This window comes from Novipirellula galeiformis, from assembly GCF_007860095.1.
Classification (GTDB): domain Bacteria; phylum Planctomycetota; class Planctomycetia; order Pirellulales; family Pirellulaceae; genus Novipirellula; species Novipirellula galeiformis.
This window is the reverse complement of sequence record NZ_SJPT01000001.1, coordinates 301,753-322,288: the sequence shown is the minus strand read 5'-3', so window position 1 is coordinate 322,288 and position 20,536 is coordinate 301,753. Positions and strand designations below refer to the sequence as shown.

The 20,536-nt window shown below is 56.2% G+C and carries 14 protein-coding genes; 7 read left to right on the top strand and 7 right to left on the bottom strand.

What is annotated here, in order from left to right; genetic code table 11:
* Window positions 1-53 precede the first annotated feature (53 nt).
* From hisD to Pla52o_RS01050, 7 genes are all read left to right on the top strand, one after another.
* Window positions 54-1,433: a histidinol dehydrogenase gene (hisD, locus tag Pla52o_RS01080; RefSeq protein WP_146592741.1), complete on the top strand. Its 1,380-nt coding sequence runs from the start codon at window positions 54-56 to the stop codon at window positions 1,431-1,433.
* 217 nt (window positions 1,434-1,650) lie between these two features.
* Entirely contained in the window at window positions 1,651-2,721 is a 1,071-nt protein-coding gene (gene hisC, locus Pla52o_RS01075) for a histidinol-phosphate transaminase (RefSeq protein WP_146592740.1), read from the top strand.
* A complete protein-coding gene (hisB, locus tag Pla52o_RS01070) occupies window positions 2,718-3,305 on the top strand; it encodes an imidazoleglycerol-phosphate dehydratase HisB (RefSeq protein ID WP_146592739.1) in 588 nt (195 codons plus the stop codon). Before hisC ends, hisB begins: the two co-directional genes overlap by 4 nt.
* A 49-nt stretch (window positions 3,306-3,354) precedes the next feature.
* Window positions 3,355-4,548: a DUF2786 domain-containing protein gene (locus Pla52o_RS01065; RefSeq protein ID WP_146592738.1), complete on the top strand. Its 1,194-nt coding sequence runs from the start codon at window positions 3,355-3,357 to the stop codon at window positions 4,546-4,548.
* A 632-nt stretch (window positions 4,549-5,180) separates the two neighbouring features.
* Window positions 5,181-6,959, top strand: a complete 1,779-nt coding sequence (locus Pla52o_RS01060; protein ID WP_146592737.1) for a tetratricopeptide repeat protein — start codon at window positions 5,181-5,183, stop codon at window positions 6,957-6,959.
* Between the two features lie 240 nt (window positions 6,960-7,199).
* On the top strand, window positions 7,200-7,391 hold the full coding sequence (locus tag Pla52o_RS27265; protein WP_146592736.1) for a hypothetical protein: 192 nt from the start codon (window positions 7,200-7,202) through the stop codon (window positions 7,389-7,391).
* A gap of 744 nt (window positions 7,392-8,135) precedes the next feature.
* A complete protein-coding gene (locus Pla52o_RS01050) occupies window positions 8,136-9,425 on the top strand; it encodes a hypothetical protein (protein WP_231612001.1) in 1,290 nt (429 codons plus the stop codon).
* A gap of 492 nt (window positions 9,426-9,917) precedes the next feature.
* On the opposite strand, the gene Pla52o_RS01045 is transcribed toward Pla52o_RS01050, so the two are convergent.
* From Pla52o_RS01045 to mnmG, 7 genes are all read right to left on the bottom strand, one after another.
* Complete coding sequence (locus Pla52o_RS01045) at window positions 9,918-11,471, bottom strand: ammonia-forming cytochrome c nitrite reductase subunit c552 (protein WP_146592735.1); 1,554 nt, start codon at window positions 11,469-11,471, stop codon at window positions 9,918-9,920.
* A 51-nt stretch (window positions 11,472-11,522) separates the two neighbouring features.
* Entirely contained in the window at window positions 11,523-12,032 is a 510-nt protein-coding gene (nrfH, locus tag Pla52o_RS01040) for a cytochrome c nitrite reductase small subunit (protein ID WP_146592734.1), read from the bottom strand.
* A gap of 500 nt (window positions 12,033-12,532) precedes the next feature.
* Window positions 12,533-14,002: an Asp-tRNA(Asn)/Glu-tRNA(Gln) amidotransferase subunit GatB gene (gatB, locus tag Pla52o_RS01035; RefSeq protein WP_146592733.1), complete on the bottom strand. Its 1,470-nt coding sequence runs from the start codon at window positions 14,000-14,002 to the stop codon at window positions 12,533-12,535.
* A gap of 98 nt (window positions 14,003-14,100) precedes the next feature.
* The gene (gene gatA / locus Pla52o_RS01030) at window positions 14,101-15,576 is read right to left on the bottom strand and encodes an Asp-tRNA(Asn)/Glu-tRNA(Gln) amidotransferase subunit GatA (RefSeq protein ID WP_146592732.1); all 1,476 of its coding nucleotides are present in this window, start codon (window positions 15,574-15,576) and stop codon (window positions 14,101-14,103) included.
* Between the two features lie 348 nt (window positions 15,577-15,924).
* Entirely contained in the window at window positions 15,925-17,259 is a 1,335-nt protein-coding gene (locus tag Pla52o_RS01025) for a sensor histidine kinase (RefSeq protein ID WP_146592731.1), read from the bottom strand.
* Between the two features lie 323 nt (window positions 17,260-17,582).
* Entirely contained in the window at window positions 17,583-18,170 is a 588-nt protein-coding gene (locus tag Pla52o_RS01020; RefSeq protein WP_197168931.1) for a response regulator, read from the bottom strand.
* Between the two features lie 505 nt (window positions 18,171-18,675).
* Complete coding sequence (gene mnmG / locus Pla52o_RS01015; protein WP_146592729.1) at window positions 18,676-20,508, bottom strand: tRNA uridine-5-carboxymethylaminomethyl(34) synthesis enzyme MnmG; 1,833 nt, start codon at window positions 20,506-20,508, stop codon at window positions 18,676-18,678.
* Window positions 20,509-20,536: the final 28 nt, after the last annotated feature.

Below are 20,536 nucleotides of genomic sequence, written 5' to 3'. Positions count from 1 at the left end.
TAGGCTTGCCCGCCTGTCTCGGTAATCGAACGAAAACAGCGAAGAAGCGAATCATGACAGCATCGAACCCATCCAACTCAAACCTCCCATCGCTCAAGATCCAACGAGTGGATGCTCGCGAGGGCTCGGCGGACGTGCTACTTTCGCTGCGTCAAAAACTCAGTCCGGCTGGCGATGTCGTGAGCCCCCGAGGCCGCGCATTGACCGAAAAGGTGTTTGGCAAGCCGTTGACGCCGGTCGAAGTGGTCCAGACGATTTGCCACGACGTCAAAACCGAAGGCACCGCCGCGTTACTGCGTTATTGCCAATCGCTCGATAACGCAGAGCTCTCCGCCGCGGAGCTTCGCGTTCCCGCCGAGGCACTCGAGCAAGCTCACGCGGAAGCGGATCCGAAGTTGATCGAATCGATTCGCCGGATTCGCGACAACATCACCGAATTCCAAACCGCGATCCTGCACCAAGATGTCACCATCGAGCCACGCCCAGGCGTCCGTTTGACTCAGCGTTACGTCCCGCTTGAGCGAATCGGCGTGTGTGTCCCCGGCGGAGCGGCTGCCTATCCATCGACCGTGTTAATGACGGTCGTCCCGGCCCAGGTCGCTGGGGTAAAACAGATCGCGGTGGTGGCCCCGCCAACCAAGTTCGGCGCCTACAACACCGACATGCTGGCGACGTGCCACGAGCTAGGTGTTACCGAGGTTTATCGCATGGGCGGGGCGCAAGCGGTCGCAGCGATGGCATACGGTTGCGACTGCATTGAACCGGTTCACAAAATCGTCGGCCCGGGCAACCTATTTGTCGCACTCGCGAAGAAACATGTGTTTGGCGCCGTCGACATCGATTCGTTCGCCGGTCCCAGCGAAGTGATTGTGATTGCCGACGGCACCGCCCGCGCCGACTACATCGCGGCCGACTTGTTGGCGCAAGCCGAACACTCGCCCGGATCCGCGATCCTGATCACTTGGGACGAAGCACTGATCGATGCCGTTCACGACGAGTTGGCAAAACAAGTTGTCCAACTCGAACGTAACGAATTGACCGTCGATAGTTTGGAAGCATTCGGTGCTTTGATCCTGGTTCGCGATGAACAGCAAGCGTGCGAACTGACCGACGACTTTGCTCCCGAGCACTTGCATATTGAAACCGCGAATCCTCGCGAATTGATCGCCAAGATCCACAACAGCGGTGCGGCGTTCTTGGGGCACCACACGCCGGTGGCACTGGGCGACTACGCCGCTGGGCCGAGCCATGTCTTGCCAACCGGCGGCACTTGCACTTGGGCAGCGGGCTTGTCGAGCAACAGTTTTTTACGAAGCGGCAGCATTACCGAATTCGATGAACCTGCACTGAAACAAATCGCTCCTGATGTCGAGCGACTTGCCGAGAAAGAAGGGCTGACCGCTCACGCCCGCAGCGTCTCCATCCGGCGGTAATGACAACACGCATGAACTCGTTCCCGGGCTCCTGTCTAGGAACGCACTGCAATGGAGGCTCCTGCCTCATTCACCGAGAAGCGACACAATGATCGAGCGGGGAAGCACCGTCGTCTTTCGCGGAGCGAAAGCAGTGTTTTTCCGGATCTTTCGCGGAGCGAAAGACGACAATAATTTCCCAATCCCGAGCTACCTCCCAGCTGAAACGAATTAAGAAGTGCCCGACAAAACGCTCTTCCGCCCTGCCCTTGCCAAAATGCAGCCCTACACACCGGGCGAACAAGCGGCGCCGGGCAAGACCATCAAACTGAACACGAACGAGAATCCCTATCCGCCGCCTAAGGCCGTGGTCGAAGCCATCCAACACGCGGCCACCGGTGCCATCAATCGCTACCCCGACCCGGTGGCGACCTCGTTTCGCCGCGCTGCCGCCAATGCTCTGGGGTTGCCGGGGCCGGAATGGATTTTGGCGGGCAACGGCAGCGACGAGATCCTGACGATGCTGGTTCGCGGTTTTGTCGGTGAAGGACAACGATTGCGACTGCCCTACCCCAGCTACATCCTGTACCGCACGTTAGCTGATATCCAAGGTGCCGATTGGGAACAGGTCGCGTTTGAGGACGGATGGCAATTGCCGGCGGCCTTTGGCAAAACCGAAAACGACGTTCGTTTGGTTTTCTTGCCTAACCCGAACAGCCCCAGCGGTACGGTGGTCCCACCTGCGGAAATTGAGCAACTCGCCTCAACCATGACCTGCCCGTTGGTCGTTGATGAAGCGTATGCGGACTTCGCTGAAGCGAATTGCTTGGACCTTGTCCAAAAACACGAAAACATCCTTGTCACCCGCACGCTCAGCAAATCTTACGGTTTGGCGGGCATCCGGTTTGGCTTCCTGGTCGCTCAACCGCAAGTGATCACCGAGCTTGCCAAAATCAAAGACAGCTACAACTGCGACATGATTTCGATCGCCGCAGCCACCGCCGCAATGGGCAGCCAAGAATGGTTGGCCGAGGTGGTCGCCAAGATGAATGCAACACGATCGCGACTTTCCGAACGACTAGCAACGCTCGGGTTCAATGTCACGCCGTCGCAAGCCAACTTTGTTTGGTGCCAACACCCCAGCGGCGATCACCAAGGGATGTACGATTTTTTGAAGAAGAACCAAATCCTGGTTCGTTACATGAAATTTCCTGAGTGGGGCGACGGACTTCGCATTTCGGTCGGAACCGATGATCAAATTGACGCCTGCTTGATGATGCTCGAAAACTACTTGAAGAAAAACGCATGACACGCACCGCAACGATCGCTCGCAAAACGGGTGAAACCGACATCCAACTGACGCTGAACCTGGACGGGGATGGCGGCGGCACACGAGCCTCGGGAATCGGCTTTCTCGACCACATGCTCGATCTACTGGCGAAACACGCCCTGATTGATTTGGATGTGAAGGCCAAGGGTGATCTTCACGTCGATGACCATCACACGGCCGAAGATATCGGCATCGCACTGGGGCAAGCGATGCACGAAGCACTGGGCAACCGAGCGGGAATTCGACGCTACGGACACTTCACGCTGCCGATGGATGAGTGCTTGGTGACCGCCGCAGTGGACCTCGGTGGCCGCTACGCGTTTGAATACCATGCGCCGATTGGCCCGGCAAAGATCGGGACGTTCGACAGCGAATTGGTCGAGCATTTTTGGCAATCGTTTGCGGCGAATTCACACAGCAACCTGCACGTGGTGCTGCACCACGGCCGCAACTCGCACCATATCGCTGAGTGCGTTTTCAAAGCAACCGCGCGAGCGATCCGGATGGCTGCTGAGAGCGATCCACGCAGCGACGCAATCCCGAGCACCAAAGGGGTGCTGTAGCGACGGCTCGATCCAAATTCGATTCCGTGCATACGCGAGAAGGTGAGTGATGGAGTTTCTCTGGAATGACGGTGGGCGAGCGGCCAGCGGGTTCGTCGGACTCGCGGGCGATTGTGTCACTCGCGCGATCGCGATCGCCACCGGAACCAGCTACCGTGATGTCTATCGCGAACTTGGTGAAGTCTCTAACAAAACACCACGCAATGGGGTTTGCACGAGTCACAGCAAATCGTATTTGAAGCAACTCGATTGGCAATACACACCAGGCCGAGGACGACGATTCACCGCCGATTCACTTCCCCAAGGAATTGTCATCGTACATTTGGAGATGCCCGAGCGACGTCGTCACGGTCATTTCTGTTGCGTGATCGACCATGTGATCCATGACACATGGAACCCCAGCGAAGAAACCGATTACATCGTTGCAGGGTTTTGGACATGTGTTGCCACGGCCAGCGACACGACGCTGCCGCGTGTGGCACCGGGATCGTCACAAAATGCGGAGCAAGTGACGACGCAAAAGGAATTTGACAAGATCCTGCATCGGCTCCGCGCGCTCGACGGCACCGCGAACAACCACGCCAGCACCGAGGGCGAGAAACGCAATGCGCTGCGAATGATGCAGAACCTGATGCTGCGACATAACCTGTCGCGTGAAGACATCAGCGACGATGACAATGTCGAGAGCGTCTGCTTCACTCGCCGAGCGTGTCCAGTAAACGGTCGCCGAGCCTGCAGCTGGGAAAAGGAATTGGCCGCCTATCTCGTCGCAGAGATATTTCCGATGACGAGCTGGTACTTTTCCGCCAAAGGCAACCGCACTCTATTTTGGTTCTACGGACCGCGCGAGGATGTGCAGAACGGGATCACGTTGTTTCGCGAATTGCTACTCACGATTGCCACCTCGGCGCGATTGCAATATGGTGGCTACGCCCGTGGCAGCGGTGCTTCGTATGCTGAAGGTTACGTCCGAGGACTGCCACGCCATCACTCCCCTCATGATGAAAACGGCAACGCCCCCAGTGCCGTGGCCAGCGAAACGGCGCTCGTGCAAACGCGTACCATGGCGGTTCACGATGCCGCTCGAAAATGGCTGAAGCTAGAATGCGGCGTTTCGATCGTGACGGTTCACGGCAGTGGTCGCAATCAACATGACCCCGACGCCGCCAACCGTGGAAAACGACATGGCGCCAAACATGACGTCACCGCCGAGAACGGCCGCAAACGGATCGGTTTGTCGTAGCCAATCCAATCCGCGGCGTGGGGACCGTCAAGCAGTAGCAGGAACCATTAAAAACCTTGCCTTGGACAACAAAAGGATACGTCACGAGCAACCGTCCTTTTTCCCTGCTCATCAATTTCAAATTTTCAGTTGTCAACTTAACTTTTTAAATTTGTCCTGCCTCCTCTTCGGCGAGGGCCTTCGAACAAAACGAAGATTCCAGAAGTCGCTCCAGCGTCGCCCTTAAACATTCTGACGCCTTAGCTGTTTCCTATCTTAATTCCGAAACAGTTTTCTCCCAGCGATCACAGCTTCTTGTGCGTGGGTTTCCGCATTGCCATTCGCACTGGCGGGCCTTATGAAGACCGACCACGCACCGCCGCAAGCGTTAAGAACGGAGCCGGCAATGAGCATCGACATCGCGGCGTCCCAAACGCAACGCCGAATCATTGACCACACTACAACGAGCGCAATCACGGGAATGGCTTCTGGAACCTTTGTTTAGTGCTGCCGCTCGCTTCGCAATCGACAATCAAGATGCCCACGGGGCCGCCGATTGCGGAAGGAGCGGCAAACTTTCCTTCACGGATCGCAAGTCCTAAAATGGTAAAGGGAAAACCAAGTCGCTTCGAAAACGCTAAGCGGAGGCGGGGATGATGAATCGCTTGATTCGTAAAGGGTTCTGTGTCGCACTGGTGCTTGGTAGCGGGATGCTCGGTAGCGGGCTCATGGGCCGCGAGTCGTGCAGCGGCCAAGTCACCCACGCTCCGTTGCCGCCACGTCCTCTTGAGCCGTTTGGCTCCGCCGCACCGGGCTCGATCAGCGAGGCGACGCCTCCGACCGCTGAAACGCCCTTGTTCGTCGGCATCACCGTTCACAAGCGTCCCGTCGCGAACGCCACCGCCGAGGCCCAGCGGTACTTTGACCAAGGACTCAATCTGGCCTTTGCATTCAACCACGACGAGGCGATTCGCTCGTTTCGTCAATCGTTGAGATTCGCCCCCCAGTGCGCGATGGCATGGTGGGGGATCGCACTGTGTCACGGACCGCACATCAACAATCCGTTGATGGCTGAAGATCATTCGCGCGCCGCGTGGGAAGCGATCGGAAAAGCCAAGGCCTGTGTGGACATGGATTCGCCGCTCGAAAAAGCGTTGATCGATGCCCTTGAGCAACGGTATGTGGCGGACACAAAAGAAAACATTGCCGAGCGTGATGCCCTCAATCGACGCTACGCCGACGCGATGAAGCAGGTGCATGACACATTCCCGCTCGATCTCGATGTCACGGTGCTGTACGCGGAATCGCTGATGGACTTGCGTCCCTGGGATCTATGGTCCGACGAGGGGGAACCGCGACCCGAAACGCCCATCGTACTCGCGTTGCTCGAACAGGTGATGGCAAGCGCCCCGAATCATCCGGGAGCCAACCACTTGTACATTCACGCGGTCGAAGGATCGGCGAATCCGCAGCGAGCCGAGGCCGCGGCGGACCGTTTGAGGACGCTGATGCCTGGATCGGGACACCTCGTCCACATGCCATCTCACATTGATGTCCGCACGGGCAAATGGGACCAGGCTTCTGATCAAAACGAAATCGCGATCGCCGTCGACCGAGTCTATCGACAAGCGTCACCGCAACAGGAGTTCTATTCGGTGTACATGATCCACAATCCTCATTTCCTCTCCTTTGCCTGCATGATGGAGGGACGCCGCGAGCGAGCCGTGAAGGCGGCGCGAGAAATGTTAGCCTTGATTCCGCCCGAATTCCTTGATCAATCCGCGCCGCTGGCCGACCCCTTCATGGCGATCGAACACCAAACCCTGGTTCGCTTTGGTCAATGGGATCAAGTCCTTGCCTTGCCTGCACCGCGAGCCGATTTGCCGATCACGACCGCAATGGGCCATTTCGCTCGGGCCACCGCGTTTGCCGCCAAGCAAGATCACGAAGCCGCTCAGCGAGAGCAAGCGTTGTTCCGTGCGGCGGTCTCGGCGGTTCCCGAACAAGCGGTCGGAGCGATCAACAAGGCGCACGACATCCTGCGCGTGGCCGAGCATGTGTTGAGCGGCGAATTGGCATTTCTACAGGGGGACATCGATCGATCGATCGCCGAATTGAAACAAGGCGTCGCTGCGGAGACGAAGCTACTGTACATGGAGCCGCCCGAGTGGATCCAACCGGTGCGTCATTCGCTTGGCGCCGTACTGGTCGCCGACGAGCGTTGGGACGAAGCGGAACAAGTCTATCGCGAGGACTTGGTCCAGTGGCCCGAGAACGGCTGGGCGCTGTACGGCTTATCCCAGTGCTTGAAAGCCAAAGGCGAGCTAAAGGCAGCCGGCGAAATGATGCAGCGATATCAAACCGCATGGCGAAGAGCCGACACCGAAATTGGCTCCACCTGTCTATGCGTGCCCCAAGCTGCAATTCGCTAACGCAGCGTCGAGCATGGATTTTAGCGTAGCGGCAGCATTCGCTGCTGCGTAGCGACCTTTGGGTATTTCTTGCGGTCTGCCCAAGGTTCAAAGATCCTTAACCCGAAAGGATCTTCAGAAAATAGCCGGTGGTAAGCGCAGCGTCACCACCGGATATTCAGCGCAACGCCAACCGCTGATCCCGGAGGGATCAAAGAACATCATCATCGAAAACGATCGCGTCACGACGAACTGAGCTCCATGCTCGACGATGCCGGTATCGACTACGCCCCAAGTATTTGGAGTGACCGGTCTTGGACCCCATCCGGGGTCCGCTTTCTTTTTCGAGTTCGGATACCGGAGGTGCGCCGCTACGCAGCGACCTCCGGCTATTGTCTGAAACCGCTTCGCGGTGACCGCGCGACGATTCCCGAAGGGATTCTCAGAAAATAGCCAGTGGTAAGCGCAGCGCCACCACCGGATATTCAGCGCAACGCCAACCGCTGATCCTGGAGGGATCAAAGAACATCATCATCGAAAACGATCGCGTCACGACGAGCTGATTTCAATGCATCGACGATGCCGGTATAGACTACGCCCCAAGTATTTGGAGCGACCGGTCGTGGACCCCATCTGGGGTCCGCTTTCTTTTTCGAGTTCGGATACCGGAGGTGCGCTGCTGCGCAGCGACCTCCGGCTATTGTCGGAAACCGCTTCGCGGTGACCGCGCAACGATTCCCGAAGGGATTTTCAGAAAATAGCCGGTGGTAAGCGCAGCGTCACCACCGGATATTTAGCGCAACGCCAACCGCTGATCCTGGAGGGATCAAAGAACATCATCATCGAAAACGATCGCGTCACGACGAGCTGATTTCAATGCTCGACGGTGCCGGTATCGACTACGATCCCAAGTATTTGGAGTGACCGGTCGTGGACCTCATGCAGGGTCCGCTTTCTTTCTCGGGTTCGGATACCGGAGGTGCGCCGCTGCGCAGCGACCGCCGGCTATTGTCGGAAACCGCTTCGCGGTGACCCCACGCGACGATTCCCGAAGGGATTCTCAGAAAATAGCCGGTGGTACACGCAGCGTCAGTACGCGGTACCGCTACACCCCCGACCCAACGACATTGACTGACACACACCAATCCTATACCATTGGGTGCACAAACGCCCCGCCCTCCTTGCGTTCGCACTGCAATGAATCCTACCTGCCGCCTGAGCCTCGCCTCCGCCCTCGCCACGCTGCTCGGCTTACTTGCCAGCAACGTTGCGTCGGCGCAATTGAACCTTCGCTTCGAGGTTGAAAAGCCTCCGTTTGAATATTCAGAAACCGAGCCCAACAATCGTGTCAGCCGGTTGATCGCAAAGCTGAAATCGAAAGAGCTCAAGTTGGAATACACCCGCGAGCGGGGCTACCTCGCTTCGCTACTGGACGCACTGGAGATCCCGCAGTCCTCTCAAACATTGGTGTTTTCCAAGACCAGCATGCAAGTGCGGCACATCTCGCCACGCAACCCGCGTGCGATCTACTTCAATGACGACACCTACTTGGGCTGGATCCGCGGCAGTTCGTTGATGGAAATCTCCACGGTCGACCCCAAGCTCGGTGCCGCCTTTTACACGGTCGACATGATGCCGTGGCGGGCGAAAATCGAGCAGGCGACGTACGACTGTTTAGCGTGTCATCTGACGTCGATGACTCAGGGCGTCCCGGGGCATACCGTTCGTAGCGTGCTACCGAGCTTCGACGGCAGCGTTGCGTCGCAACTCGAATCGTTTATTACAAACCATCGCAGTCCATTTTCGCAGCGGTGGGGTGGATGGTATGTGACCGGACACCATGGCGAGATGACGCATCTAGGAAATTCGTTCCTGCGCGGCGGTCAGCTCGATACCGACAACAACGGCAATCGGACGCATTTGCGAGACAAGTTTGACACCCACGACTACTTGTTGCCGTACAGCGACATCGTCGCGCTCGTGGTACTGGAGCATCAATCTCAGACGCATAACGCGATGACTCGAGCCGATTTTTCCGTACGTCAACTACGACACGAACGATCCCAAGCTGAAGCGACGGAGGAATCCGAGGACGAGTGGCGTGCTCAGTTGCACTTGATTGCCAAACCGCTCGTCGAGGCGATGTTGTTTTGCGATGAGACCGAATTGACGAGCGAAGTCAAAGGATCGATCGAATTTGCACACGAGTTCGAAAGCCGCGGGCCGCACGATGAACAAGGCCGCTCGCTGCGTCAATTCGACTTGAAGACACGGATGTTCAAATACCCGCTCAGCTATCTGATCTACTCCGACGCCTTTGATTCGCTGAGCGAGGAACTGCGTGGCGAGGTGATCCGCCAATTGCGGGATGTACTCGAAGAACGAGACACGTCGGAAACCTACGCTCATTTGACCACAGATATGCGACGCGACATCCTGGAAATCTTGCGAGCCACCAAGCCCGGATTCGAGCGAGACGCCAGCTAAACGGGCCAACATGAGTCATTCAATATCATATTGTGAGCCGACGGCGTTAGCCGGCATTAGCCAGGGCTGCTAAAAACTCGGTATTAACACGACGTTCTGACAGTCCATTTCGGTATTTTTTTTGTTCCCGTCATTCGCGATTCGTTAGTCACCAAGTGACGATATGCAATTGCCACGGACGTGAGTCCGTGGTTTGGGAAAACAAAGCGAAGCCGAGTCGCAACGCGACGACAGGAAACCCGGATATATGCACGAATAAACAACCAGGAATCGGCACCTGTCGTCGCTTCGCGACTGGGGGTTCGCAAGGTTGACCTGTTCCCCGGACTCACGTCCGAGGCTACTGCCTGCCGTCGCTATCGCGACTAAGAATCGAACCACAACTTGCGTAAACGAAGTTACCACGGAATGCCGAATTCTGGCAGCGTGACACGAGTCCTGACCGTGCCGATAACCCACCGAAAGTCTTGACGACTTCCGCTGCAGTAACAGTTACTTCGTGGCCACTTCGTTGGATTCCGAGTCGTTGGCTTTCCACCCCAGCTTGTAGGCGGCCGCTTGGGCTTGGCGACTGTAATCAATCGATTCGCCCAAAATCCGTGCGGCTTCCTGATCGGCATGAAAACCTTTGGAGTTTTCGCTGCTGATGTAGTCCAACCGCCACATCGCTTTGCGTTGCAGATCACGGATCGGTTTTAGTTGAGCTTCGGTTGCACCGTTTTCTTGTGCCATCACGATTGCATCGAGCATCTCGGTCATCGCGATCGCCGCGCGATCGATGAGAGCTCGCGTGCGATCCTGGATCGTATCAACGCGTGCTTGCAGTTCGGTCTCGGAAACATTGTGACACGTCTGACATGCCTTGTTGATATTCAGCATCGGGCTGCGAACCCAGTGGCTGCTGACCTTCGTCGCTCCTTGCTTCTCATACGGCATGTGACAATCACTGCAGCTGACTCCGGCACGAGCATGAATCCCTTGGCTCCACAATTCGAACTCAGGATGCTGAGCCTTGTAGACCTTGGTTCCGGTTTCTTTGTGAACGAAGTCATAGAACTCGCCGCCGTCATCGGGGAATTCAGTTTCATCCCATTCCTGTTCAAGATCCTCGACCTTCAGCCCGTTGCCCCAGGGGAAGGTCAACGTCATTTTGTTGGCACAGTAATACTCGACATGGCATTGCCCACAAACGAACGAGCGGAGCTCTTGACGCGTCGCATCGGTGTTGGGGTCGTAAGGAGTCTCTGAGCCCGAATCACGCCACTTTTGAATACTTGGCAAATGGGGAACGGGATCGTCGCTGCGGGCAAGCTTTGCGATTCCATCAATGAATCCAGGACGGGTGACACGGATCTTCATCGAGTCAGGATCGTGACAATCGATGCACGACACCGGGTGGGCGCTGCCCATGTGCGGATCGCCGTCGGCGGCCTTGGTGACGCCGTCATGGGTCTTTAACAATTCAGCGTAAACCTCTTCGTACGGCTTGCGGCTAACCGCTCGGAATCCCGCCATCACCGCTTCTTGGTTGAACCCTTCGGCCAATTTCGCTTCACTGACCTCCTCGCCCGCTTGCTCGAGTCCAATCCGGCGATAGGTCGGGATAATCGAGGCATGGCAATGCAAACAGGCACCGGCCTGCTTGAAATCGGTCACCCGTTTGGTCACCTCTTGATCGTGCAGCATATAGGCGTGCCCGCGAGCCTCGCGATAGTCGACGCTAAAGGCGTAGCCGTCGTACAAACGCGTCAGCCAAGGATCCTGCTTGAGCTTGCTTGGCGTGAACGCATGATTGCCGCCGTACTCGGTACGCTCGGTATCGGCGGTTCTCAGATAGCTTTCGTATTGCAGCGGAAAGTTGACGCCCCACGGCTCGGGGTCCGTGCTCACCTCATTGACTTCGACGAGTCTCACAAAGGGCTTCCGCGCCTCTTGTTTGCGTTCAAAAATATTGACCAGCAATCCAACGACACCGACGGTCGCCATCGCCACCAATGCCGTTAGCACAATCAACAAGCCAAAACCGCGTGATTTCTTGGATTCCATTTAGCGAAAACCATGCCCAAAGAGGAGAGAGTAAAAAAGCAAAACCAATAACTAACGTTGCGCATGGCCCACATCGGCGTGACAGTGCACGCACGACTGCATGTCTTCGCCCTTGACCGCGGGCAACATCGAGTGCACGAAATCTTTGTGGCAATCCACACACGTGCTCTGAGTCACACGCTTGTTACGCGGTTTGATCTGAATCGGATCTTTGTAGTTGCCCAGCGTGAACGCCAACGAGTGGAAGAAACCATTGTCGGCCTTGGTCACCCATTTCCCGATTGCATCATGTGGCAGATGACAATCGTTACAAACGGCGACGTGATGGTGGCTCGAGTGCTGCCAAGAATCGTATTGCCCCTGCATGGCATGACAATTAATGCACGTCAGCGGGTCGTTGCTCAAATAGCTCGCTCCTTTGCCGTAACCAAACGTAAAGGTGCCAAGCCCGGCGAGCACGCCGATCAAGACGACAAAGATGAGGGTGGCACGTCCGAAACGCCGCCACCCGGTTCGTGATGGAGCGACGCTATCGAATGATTGCGGTATTGATGGTTCCATCCGCCGCGAGACTACTTTCAGATAAGGAGGCTACAACACGTTGTCGCTGATTGTGTAAATCGAGCCGCTGAATCGCCGCGCGATCAACAACCCTTTATGGCCCTGCAGGCGGTGCTAAGCATCTAGTCAACGCTCGGAGACGACAACCGCAAAATGAACGCTGAACAAAAAATTCCAACGGATATCCTATCTCTTCATTGTCAACCGCGCGTCGACGCACAGAAGTGTGCAGATAGGACCAGGGAGTCGTCAGGACATGAGAAGGAGGAGTCGGCGCGGCGAGGGGCCACGCGGTTTGATTTGAACGTTTTGCTCGCTGCAACCGGACGGCTTGGGAGACGTAAAAACAACTCGAGGGTACCGGCGTCGCTGCCGTCGCGATCGCGGCGGAAATCCACGCTCTGGCGAGCGTAGCTACGAAAGCATTAAACCGCACGTCGTTGCGCCGTGTTGCTAACGAAGTGGATGGTATCCGCCTATTTCCATCGGCTTGGTTTGGCCTACGACTGGATCAAACGCAGCAGGGTTTCGCGGACTTTGCCGGGATTGGCATTAGGATTCTTCTTCTTGGCTTGCCCAATCAATGCGCCCAACGCTTGCACCTTGCCGCCTTGCACGTCGGCCACCACTTGCGGGTTGGCGTCGAGCAATTCTTGGCACAACGAATCGAGTTCGCCGCTATCGACCTGCTCGATACCGAGCGTCTTCATCGCCGCTTCGACCGTGACATTATTTTCAAGCAGATACGCAAACACGTCTCTTGCTCGCGTGTTATCGATCTCGCCTGCCGCGACTCGTTTCAGCAACGCGCCGAGTTGGTCGCTTGAAACTGCGAACGCGTCAATCGTCGACTCTTGCTCTTTGAGCGTCCGCATCACATCTTGCTGGATCCACGAGCTCGAACGCTTTGCATCGCCTGAGATCTCTGCTGCAGTTTCAAAATAGGCGATCATCGCGGGCCCTTGATTGACGATCACATTGGAATCGTACACGTTCAAGCCATACTGATTTTGCAGTCGCGCGATCGTCACTTGCGGCAACTCACCCAGCGATGCACGTGCCTGTTCAATTCGTTCGGCTGGGATTCGGATCGGCAACAGGTCGGGATCGGGGAAGTAACGATAGTCGGCCGACTCTTCCTTTTCACGCTGAATGAACGTGCAGCCCTTGGAGTCATCCCAACCACGTGTGGTCTTGGCGCGATCCTCGATCGTCAACCCATCCGCTTCCCAGTCGATGTATTGACGCTCGATTTCAAACTCGAGCGCCCGCTCGACCGCGCGGAAGCTATTCATGTTCTTGACTTCGACAATCGGAGTCGCGATTTTTTGTCCATCGATCTCGATGTGCAAGTTCACATTCGCGTCGACACGCAAACTGCCCTCTTGCATCTCGCAATCTGAAACATCGAGATGCATCAGGATCAATTTCAATTGGGTTAAGTACTCGCGGACCTCCGCAGCAGAACGCAGATCCGGCTGACTGACGATCTCCAGTAGCGGCGTGCCACAGCGGTTCAAGTCAATTCGCGTGTCGCTTTTGCCAGCGACCTCGTCATGCATACTCTTGCCCGCATCCTCTTCAAGGTGCGCGCGAATGATGCCGATATGACGCGTGTTGTTCTCGTCCGCGGGATCGACGATCTCAAGATACCCATCGGCACAAATCGGCAAATCGAATTGGCTGATTTGATACCCCTTGGGCAAGTCGGGATAAAAGTATTGCTTACGATCCCACTTGGTCATCTCGGGAATGGAGCAATGGATCGCCAACCCAGTGCGGATCGCCAAATCGATCGCCGCCTCGTTGATCACCGGAAGCGCGCCGGGTAACCCCAAACACGTGGGGCAAACTTGCGTGTTTGGCGGTGCGCCAAACTCGGTGCGACACCCACAAAACAATTTTGTTTTTGTCTTGAGTTGAACGTGGACTTCCAGCCCGATGATGGTGGTGACTTGCTGAGTTGACATGGCGTTATGAGTGGTTGCGATGGTCACGAAAACGAGCCCAGGGAAGACTCGTAAAACGTTGCCCCCCAAAATTCGTTGAGAGACAACGTGACGTGTGATCAGTGGGAGGGACGTTGGTGGTGGTGATCCGTGGCCGTTTGAAAGGCGTTTGCGGCAAACAGCAAACGCGACTCTTCGAGCGCCGGTGCTTGCAATTGGATCCCAATGGGCAATCCATTGGCATCGTTTCCTGCGGGCAATGAAATCGCGGGCAAGCCGGCGAGATTCGCTCCGACAGTAAACAAATCGCAAAGATACATTTGAATGGGATCCTCGATCTTGTCGCCAAGCCGAAACGCGGTCGAAGGGGTGACCGGGCCGAGCAACAAATCAGCTTGCCCAAACGCGGCGTCAAAATCGCCTTTGATCAAACGACGCACCTTGAGCGCTTGACTGTAGTACTTGTCGGCATATCCCTCACTCAAGGCGTACGTGCCGACCATGATGCGGCGTTTCACCTCGGATCCAAATCCTTCGGCGCGACTGCGACAGTACGCCGAAACCAAGGGCCCATGCTCGCTGGTCAAATCGATCGAATCGGTGCGGTGACCATAATGAGCTCCGTCATATCGCGACAGATTGCTACTCGCTTCACAGGGCGCGATCACGTAGTACGTCGGCACCCAATACTTACTGTGCGGCAGTTGGATTTCGACAATCTCAGCGCCTTGGGACTGAAACACCTTGGCCGCTTCGTTGACCGCAGCAATGATCGCAGGATCGATTCCCGCGGTCTCTGCGGCCTCATTCAAAACACCGATCCGCAGCCCACGCAGATCCGCCGATTGCAAGACATCGGAATAGTTTGGTACGAATTGATTCAGCGAAGTTGAATCACGCGGCTCGAATCCGGCAATCGCTTCGAGCAACAGAGCAACATCGGGAACCGACCATGCCATCGGTCCAACTTGATCCAAACTGCTGGCGAAGGCGACCAACCCATAGCGGCTGACGCGCCCATAGGTGGGCTTCATCCCCGTAATCCCACAAAACGCAGCGGGCTGCCGGATCGAGCCTCCAGTGTCGGTCCCTAGGCTAAGCGGCACCGAACCGGCGGCGACACAGGCGGCCGCTCCACCGCTGCTGCCCCCCGGCGTGCAGTCGGTATTCCAGGGATTTCGCGTCACGCCGAACGCACTCGTTTCGGTGCTGGCACCCATCGCGAATTCGTCCATGTTCGTTTTGCCAATGATCACCGCATCAGCAGCGCGCAGCTTGCTGACGACGGTGGCGTCGTAGGGAGGACGAAAGTTTTCGAGCATGCGTGAGGAACAGGTGGTCGGCATGTCCGAGGTGCAAAGCACGTCCTTGACCGCCACGGGAACGCCCGCCAAACGCCCCAGCGGCTGACCGGCGGCGCGTTTCGCATCGACCCGCTTGGCAGCGTCAATGGCCTGTTCCGCCGCAACGTGGGTGAACGCGTTGATCGAAGCCTGGGTGTCTTGGATCGACGACAACGCTTTCTCAACAATTTCAACTGCGGTCAAATCGCCATTTTCTTGCAATCGAACCAATTCCAGGGCGGAATCTAGCATGGTTTCTGCATCAATCGTGTGGTGGAAACGGTTTCAATAGAGAGGAATTATTGGAGATCCGGGGGCAGCCGACTACCGGGCTATCTTTTTTGTGAAATGACGGACAACAGAAATGCGGAACGGCCACAACGGCGTCAATGGAAGGTTATCTAGTGGAAATGGAGGGCGGGAGAAAAGATCACACCGCCGACCGACCCAGCGTTCAATGACATCCGCTTATTCAACGACATCGGCTTTAGTCGCGGTGCGGCGCATGCCGCCCGGTCACAGCCAGAAAAAACGTTCAAAAAACACTGGACGCATCGCTAGAAAGCCCACCCGTTTGGTGTCGGGGTAGATGACATTGAGCTAGCGAGGAAGTGAGATCGTTGCGACACAACCGCTCGGGCCGCCCGAGAGCGTGATCTCGCCGTCATGCAGCTTGATCACCCGATAGGCTCGGCAAAGCCCCAACCCGAGTCCTCGGCCCGCTTCGCGACCACTAAAGTAAGGATCAAAGGCATGTTCGCGTGCACCACGCGACAGCCCTGGGCCACTATCCGCCACATCAATCAACACACGATCGGACTGATCCACGATCGAAATCATGATCGCGCCACTCGAACCGATCGCTTCGATCGCATTTCGCAACAACACCCGCATCACCTCGCCGATCATCGTGGAATCGACATCGAGCAATACCGCGTCCAACGGAACCTCCGTCTCCAAGCGGATCGAGAGCGAATCAACCTCCACGACGAATTCATCAGCAATCTGTAATAGCAACTGCCCGAGGTCACACGGCGATGGCTCCGGCAGCGATGGATTTGCGTAAAACATCAAATCCGCAATCATCTCGTGCGCTCGATAAACTTGATCGACGATCTTTTGTAACGATGCGTTGCGCTGCGGATCCGCTTCCCCCTGCTTCAACTGCTGAGCCCGCGTCGAGATGTTCGCTAACGGATTGTTGATTTCATGAGAGAGCCCGTAGGCGAATTGCTTTAATGACGCCAACTTACGCTGGTGAATTTGTTGATCAAACGAACGCTCCAGCACTCCGGTGTGCTCGATTTGACGCGCCAATTGCTGCAGAGAATCGCCCGCAGTCCCACTCGCATCGGCAACGACTCGAGAGGATGAGACCGCTTCGTCTTGGACGCAAACATTCGCCCATCGTTGTTGCCATGCCGACGGCAGAGAAGGTCCGGTCGCTTCCAGCCACAATGACGCTTCGCTAATCCAGCGGTCCAGCGGAATGGTTTGAAAATAAGCGTCCAGCTCGGACCAGCGAGCGCGAGTTTGGGAGGTAATCGTCGGCGCCGCCAAAAACGCATCCCCGTTGGCAAACAGCGTGACCGCGTTGTTGGCCAGCCAAGTGGCCAAATTCGAGAGCGACGTCGAGTCACCGGAAGTCGGGTCACCGGAAGTCGGGTCACCTGACGTCGGGTCACCGGAAGTCGGGTCGCCGGAAGTCGGGTCGCCGGGAAACGAAGCCACAGCAAAGATCAACAATGGCGGGTCGGCGCGCAAGCACTGCACCGTTTGCTGAAGCGTTACCGGGTCGACATGTCGGTCGCTTGACGCATCCGCACTGCGAAGCAGCAACCGCATCAATGTTTCAGTCGCGACGAGCGAACGCGGCAACCACCATCGAAAGGATTGGAAACGCAGATTGGGTAACAAGGGAGTCGTGGGGATCATGCTCAGGAATCGTTCCGAAATAACTTCGCCGTTGTTCACTGGGCCTCTGCACCTAGTCCCGCGTTCGACAAATCCGTTTTGGGGAGTGGGATCTCGCTTTGCGATGAGGAATGAGGAGACAAAGGACGAAGTGATTTCCGAACGATTGCTAGAACCATCCGGAGAACACTCGTCGTTTTATCCCTAACGTCGCATGCCGCTGCGACGAACCTGGGTCGCTTGGAAACTAGTTCGCTTGGAAACTGGGTCGCCTGGAACCTGGGTCACTTGAATCAAACCGCCCCCACAAGGTGGCCAGCGGTTTCGGGTGACCCAACGCGTGGTTACCCAATCACGCCACGTTCGATTTCCAACAGGTCGCACGAACGATTGATCAAATCATCGATCGAGAACGGCTTCTGCATGAAATCATTTGCGCCAGCGACTTTCAGCGCGTCCACCTTGCTATGCTCGACCATGCCGGAAATGCATAGAATTTTGACCATATCTAAGGCGGGATCGCTCCGCACGCGTTGGCAAACCTCTTTTCCGTTGATGTCAGGTAACATCACATCCAAGATTACCAAATCGGGACGAAACTCTTTGACCCCCATTCCGGCGTCAAACCCATTGTTCGCCGTGCGGATCTCAAATCGCCCATCGCGGGCAAATCCTTCGCTGATCAACTCGACCAAATCTTGGTCGTCGTCAACGATCAGCAGCTTCTTTTTGCCGCTTTCGAGCGCATCGGTGGGAATTCCGTTCTCCTTCATGAACAGAAAAAGCTGTTCACGTGGAATGCGTCGGAACTTACTTCCGGGGACACGAAACCCCTTCAACGAACCGTTGTCGAAACAACGGATAATCGTTTGCTGGCTGACCTTACAAATTTTGGCCGCTTCGCCTGTCGTGAAGACCGTTTTATTGGTCATGGCAGAAACCATCCTCCCTGCATGACGAGCCGTTACATTGTGAATCCTGGAGCTCTGGAAATATCTCCACTGAGATCGACGCCAAGCCAACCGCAACGAGCTTAAGTCCAAAGACAGACCATCATGATGTCACTTGCTAGCAAATGTAAGTTAATGATTCGTTGTGCAATCCAATGCACAAGTCACCCAACCGTTCACCACGAGTCTTTGTTTAACAAACTTCCCGTCCCCCGCACTAGCACGTTTCCACGCCAAAGTGTGCGAAAAACGCAAACAGCAAGAAACTCCGAGTCCCCCTGCTTTACCAAGCCTGCCTCACCGACGAATTCTATCGAGTTAACATATGGGGTCAAGATCGATTTAATTCCCTTAAGTCACGTATTGATCGCAACTTAAGAGAATTCGGCCGCATTTTCTTGTTACAAAATCAACGCAAACCCCCACGACAGCTCATTCCCAAAGCCTGATTCATTGAACCGGACATCAGGGCGAGCGTTCCCTAGGTTTACGTTGACTTCTTGCGTTCAAGGTGGGCCAACACCAAGGCCAAGTCAGCGGGCGTGACGCCGCTGATCCGCTTTGCTTGGTCCAGATTCAGTGGACGAACGCGATTCAATTTTTCACGTGCCTCCTGACGCAACGGCCCAATCGCATCGTAAGAGAACGTTTGTGGGATTCGTTTGCCGGCCAAACGAAGGTGTTTCTCAACCTCCATTTTTTGGCGGTTGATGTAGCCTTCGTATTTGATGTCGTACAAGCACTGCGTGGCAGCCTCTTGATCGATTTCTCGCAGGCCTTCGACGTGGCCACACATCGTCTCCCAGTCGACTTCGGGTCGTCGCAAGTAAACGTCACCGGGGGTGCCATCGACGCGAGCCTGTTTGAGGCACTCCATCGCACGCTCGATTTGCGTCATTTTATCGGCAAAGCGTTGGCGACGATCGGCGTCGATCAAGCCCAGCTCGTCGGCCGCGGCGGTCAATCGCCGATCGGCATTGTCTTGTCGCAACAGTAACCGATACTCCGCACGGCTGGTGAACATGCGGTAGGGTTCGTCCGTTCCGGCGGTCACAAGGTCGTCCACGAGGACCCCGATATAGGCTTGATCGCGAGTCGGGGTCCAAGGGGATTGGGAGGCCACTTTGCGGGCCGCGTTCAGTCCGGCGATCAAACCTTGTCCGGCCGCTTCTTCATAGCCGGTGGTGCCATTGATTTGGCCCGCCAGGAACAAGCCGTCCACCGACTTGCTTTCCAAGTGGGGCCACAGCTGGGTGGGGGGACAAAAGTCATACTCCACCGCGTAGCCATAACGCATGATTTGTGCCTTCTCGAGTCCCTTGATCATGCGGAACATTTGATCTTGGACATCGCGAGGCAGGCTGGTCGAGATCCCATTGACGTAGACCTCTTCGGTTTGGCGACCTTCGGGTTCGAGAAACAATTGGTGCGAATCTTTGTCAGCAAAGCGGACCACTTTGTCTTCGATCGAAGGACAGTAGCGAGGACCGCGGGAATTGATTTGGCCGCTGTACATCGGCGCTCGATCCAAATTGGCTCGGATCAATTCATGCACGGCATCGTTGGTGTAGGCGATATGACAAGGCAATTGATCGAGCGGATCGAGTGCGCCGGTCATGAACGAAAAGGGTTGCGGGTTGTCGTCGCCGGGCTGCAATTCCAACTGCGAATAATCGATCGAACGGGCGTTGAGCCGAGGCGGAGTGCCGGTTTTGAACCGCTCGACCTCGAATCCCAAGCGGTTTAGCGCCCCGCTAATCCCGGTCGTCGTCCCCTCCCCTGCCCTGCCCCCGGAGGTCTTGGCGTCGCCGGTATGCATGATCGCTTTGAGAAACGTACCGGTCGTCAGAATCACCGTGGGCGCGCGGTACTCGGCGTCACCCACCACGCTGATCCCGACAACTCGCGTTTTACCGTCGATGGTTTCGGTCATCAGGTCGACGACGGTTTCTTGCCGCAGATGTAAATTGTCTTGCTGCTCGATCTGGCATTTGATGTGATTTTGATAGGCCTTTTTGTCGGCCTGAGCCCGCGGGCTGTGCATCGCCGGGCCTTTGCGGCAATTGAGCAAGCGAAACTGAATCCCGCTGGCATCGATCGCGCGGCCCATCAATCCCCCCAAGGCGTCGACTTCGCGGACGATCTGCCCTTTTGCGACACCCCCGATGGCCGGGTTACACGACATTTGTCCCACGGTGTCCAAATTCGTGGTCAATAACGCGGTTTTGGCTCCCAACCGCGCCGCAGCGGCGGCCGCCTCGGTGCCCGCATGACCGGCACCAATGACAATAACGTCATAGAGATAACAAGACTTTGCCATGGAATCGCGTCGCTGGGGTAATTATTTC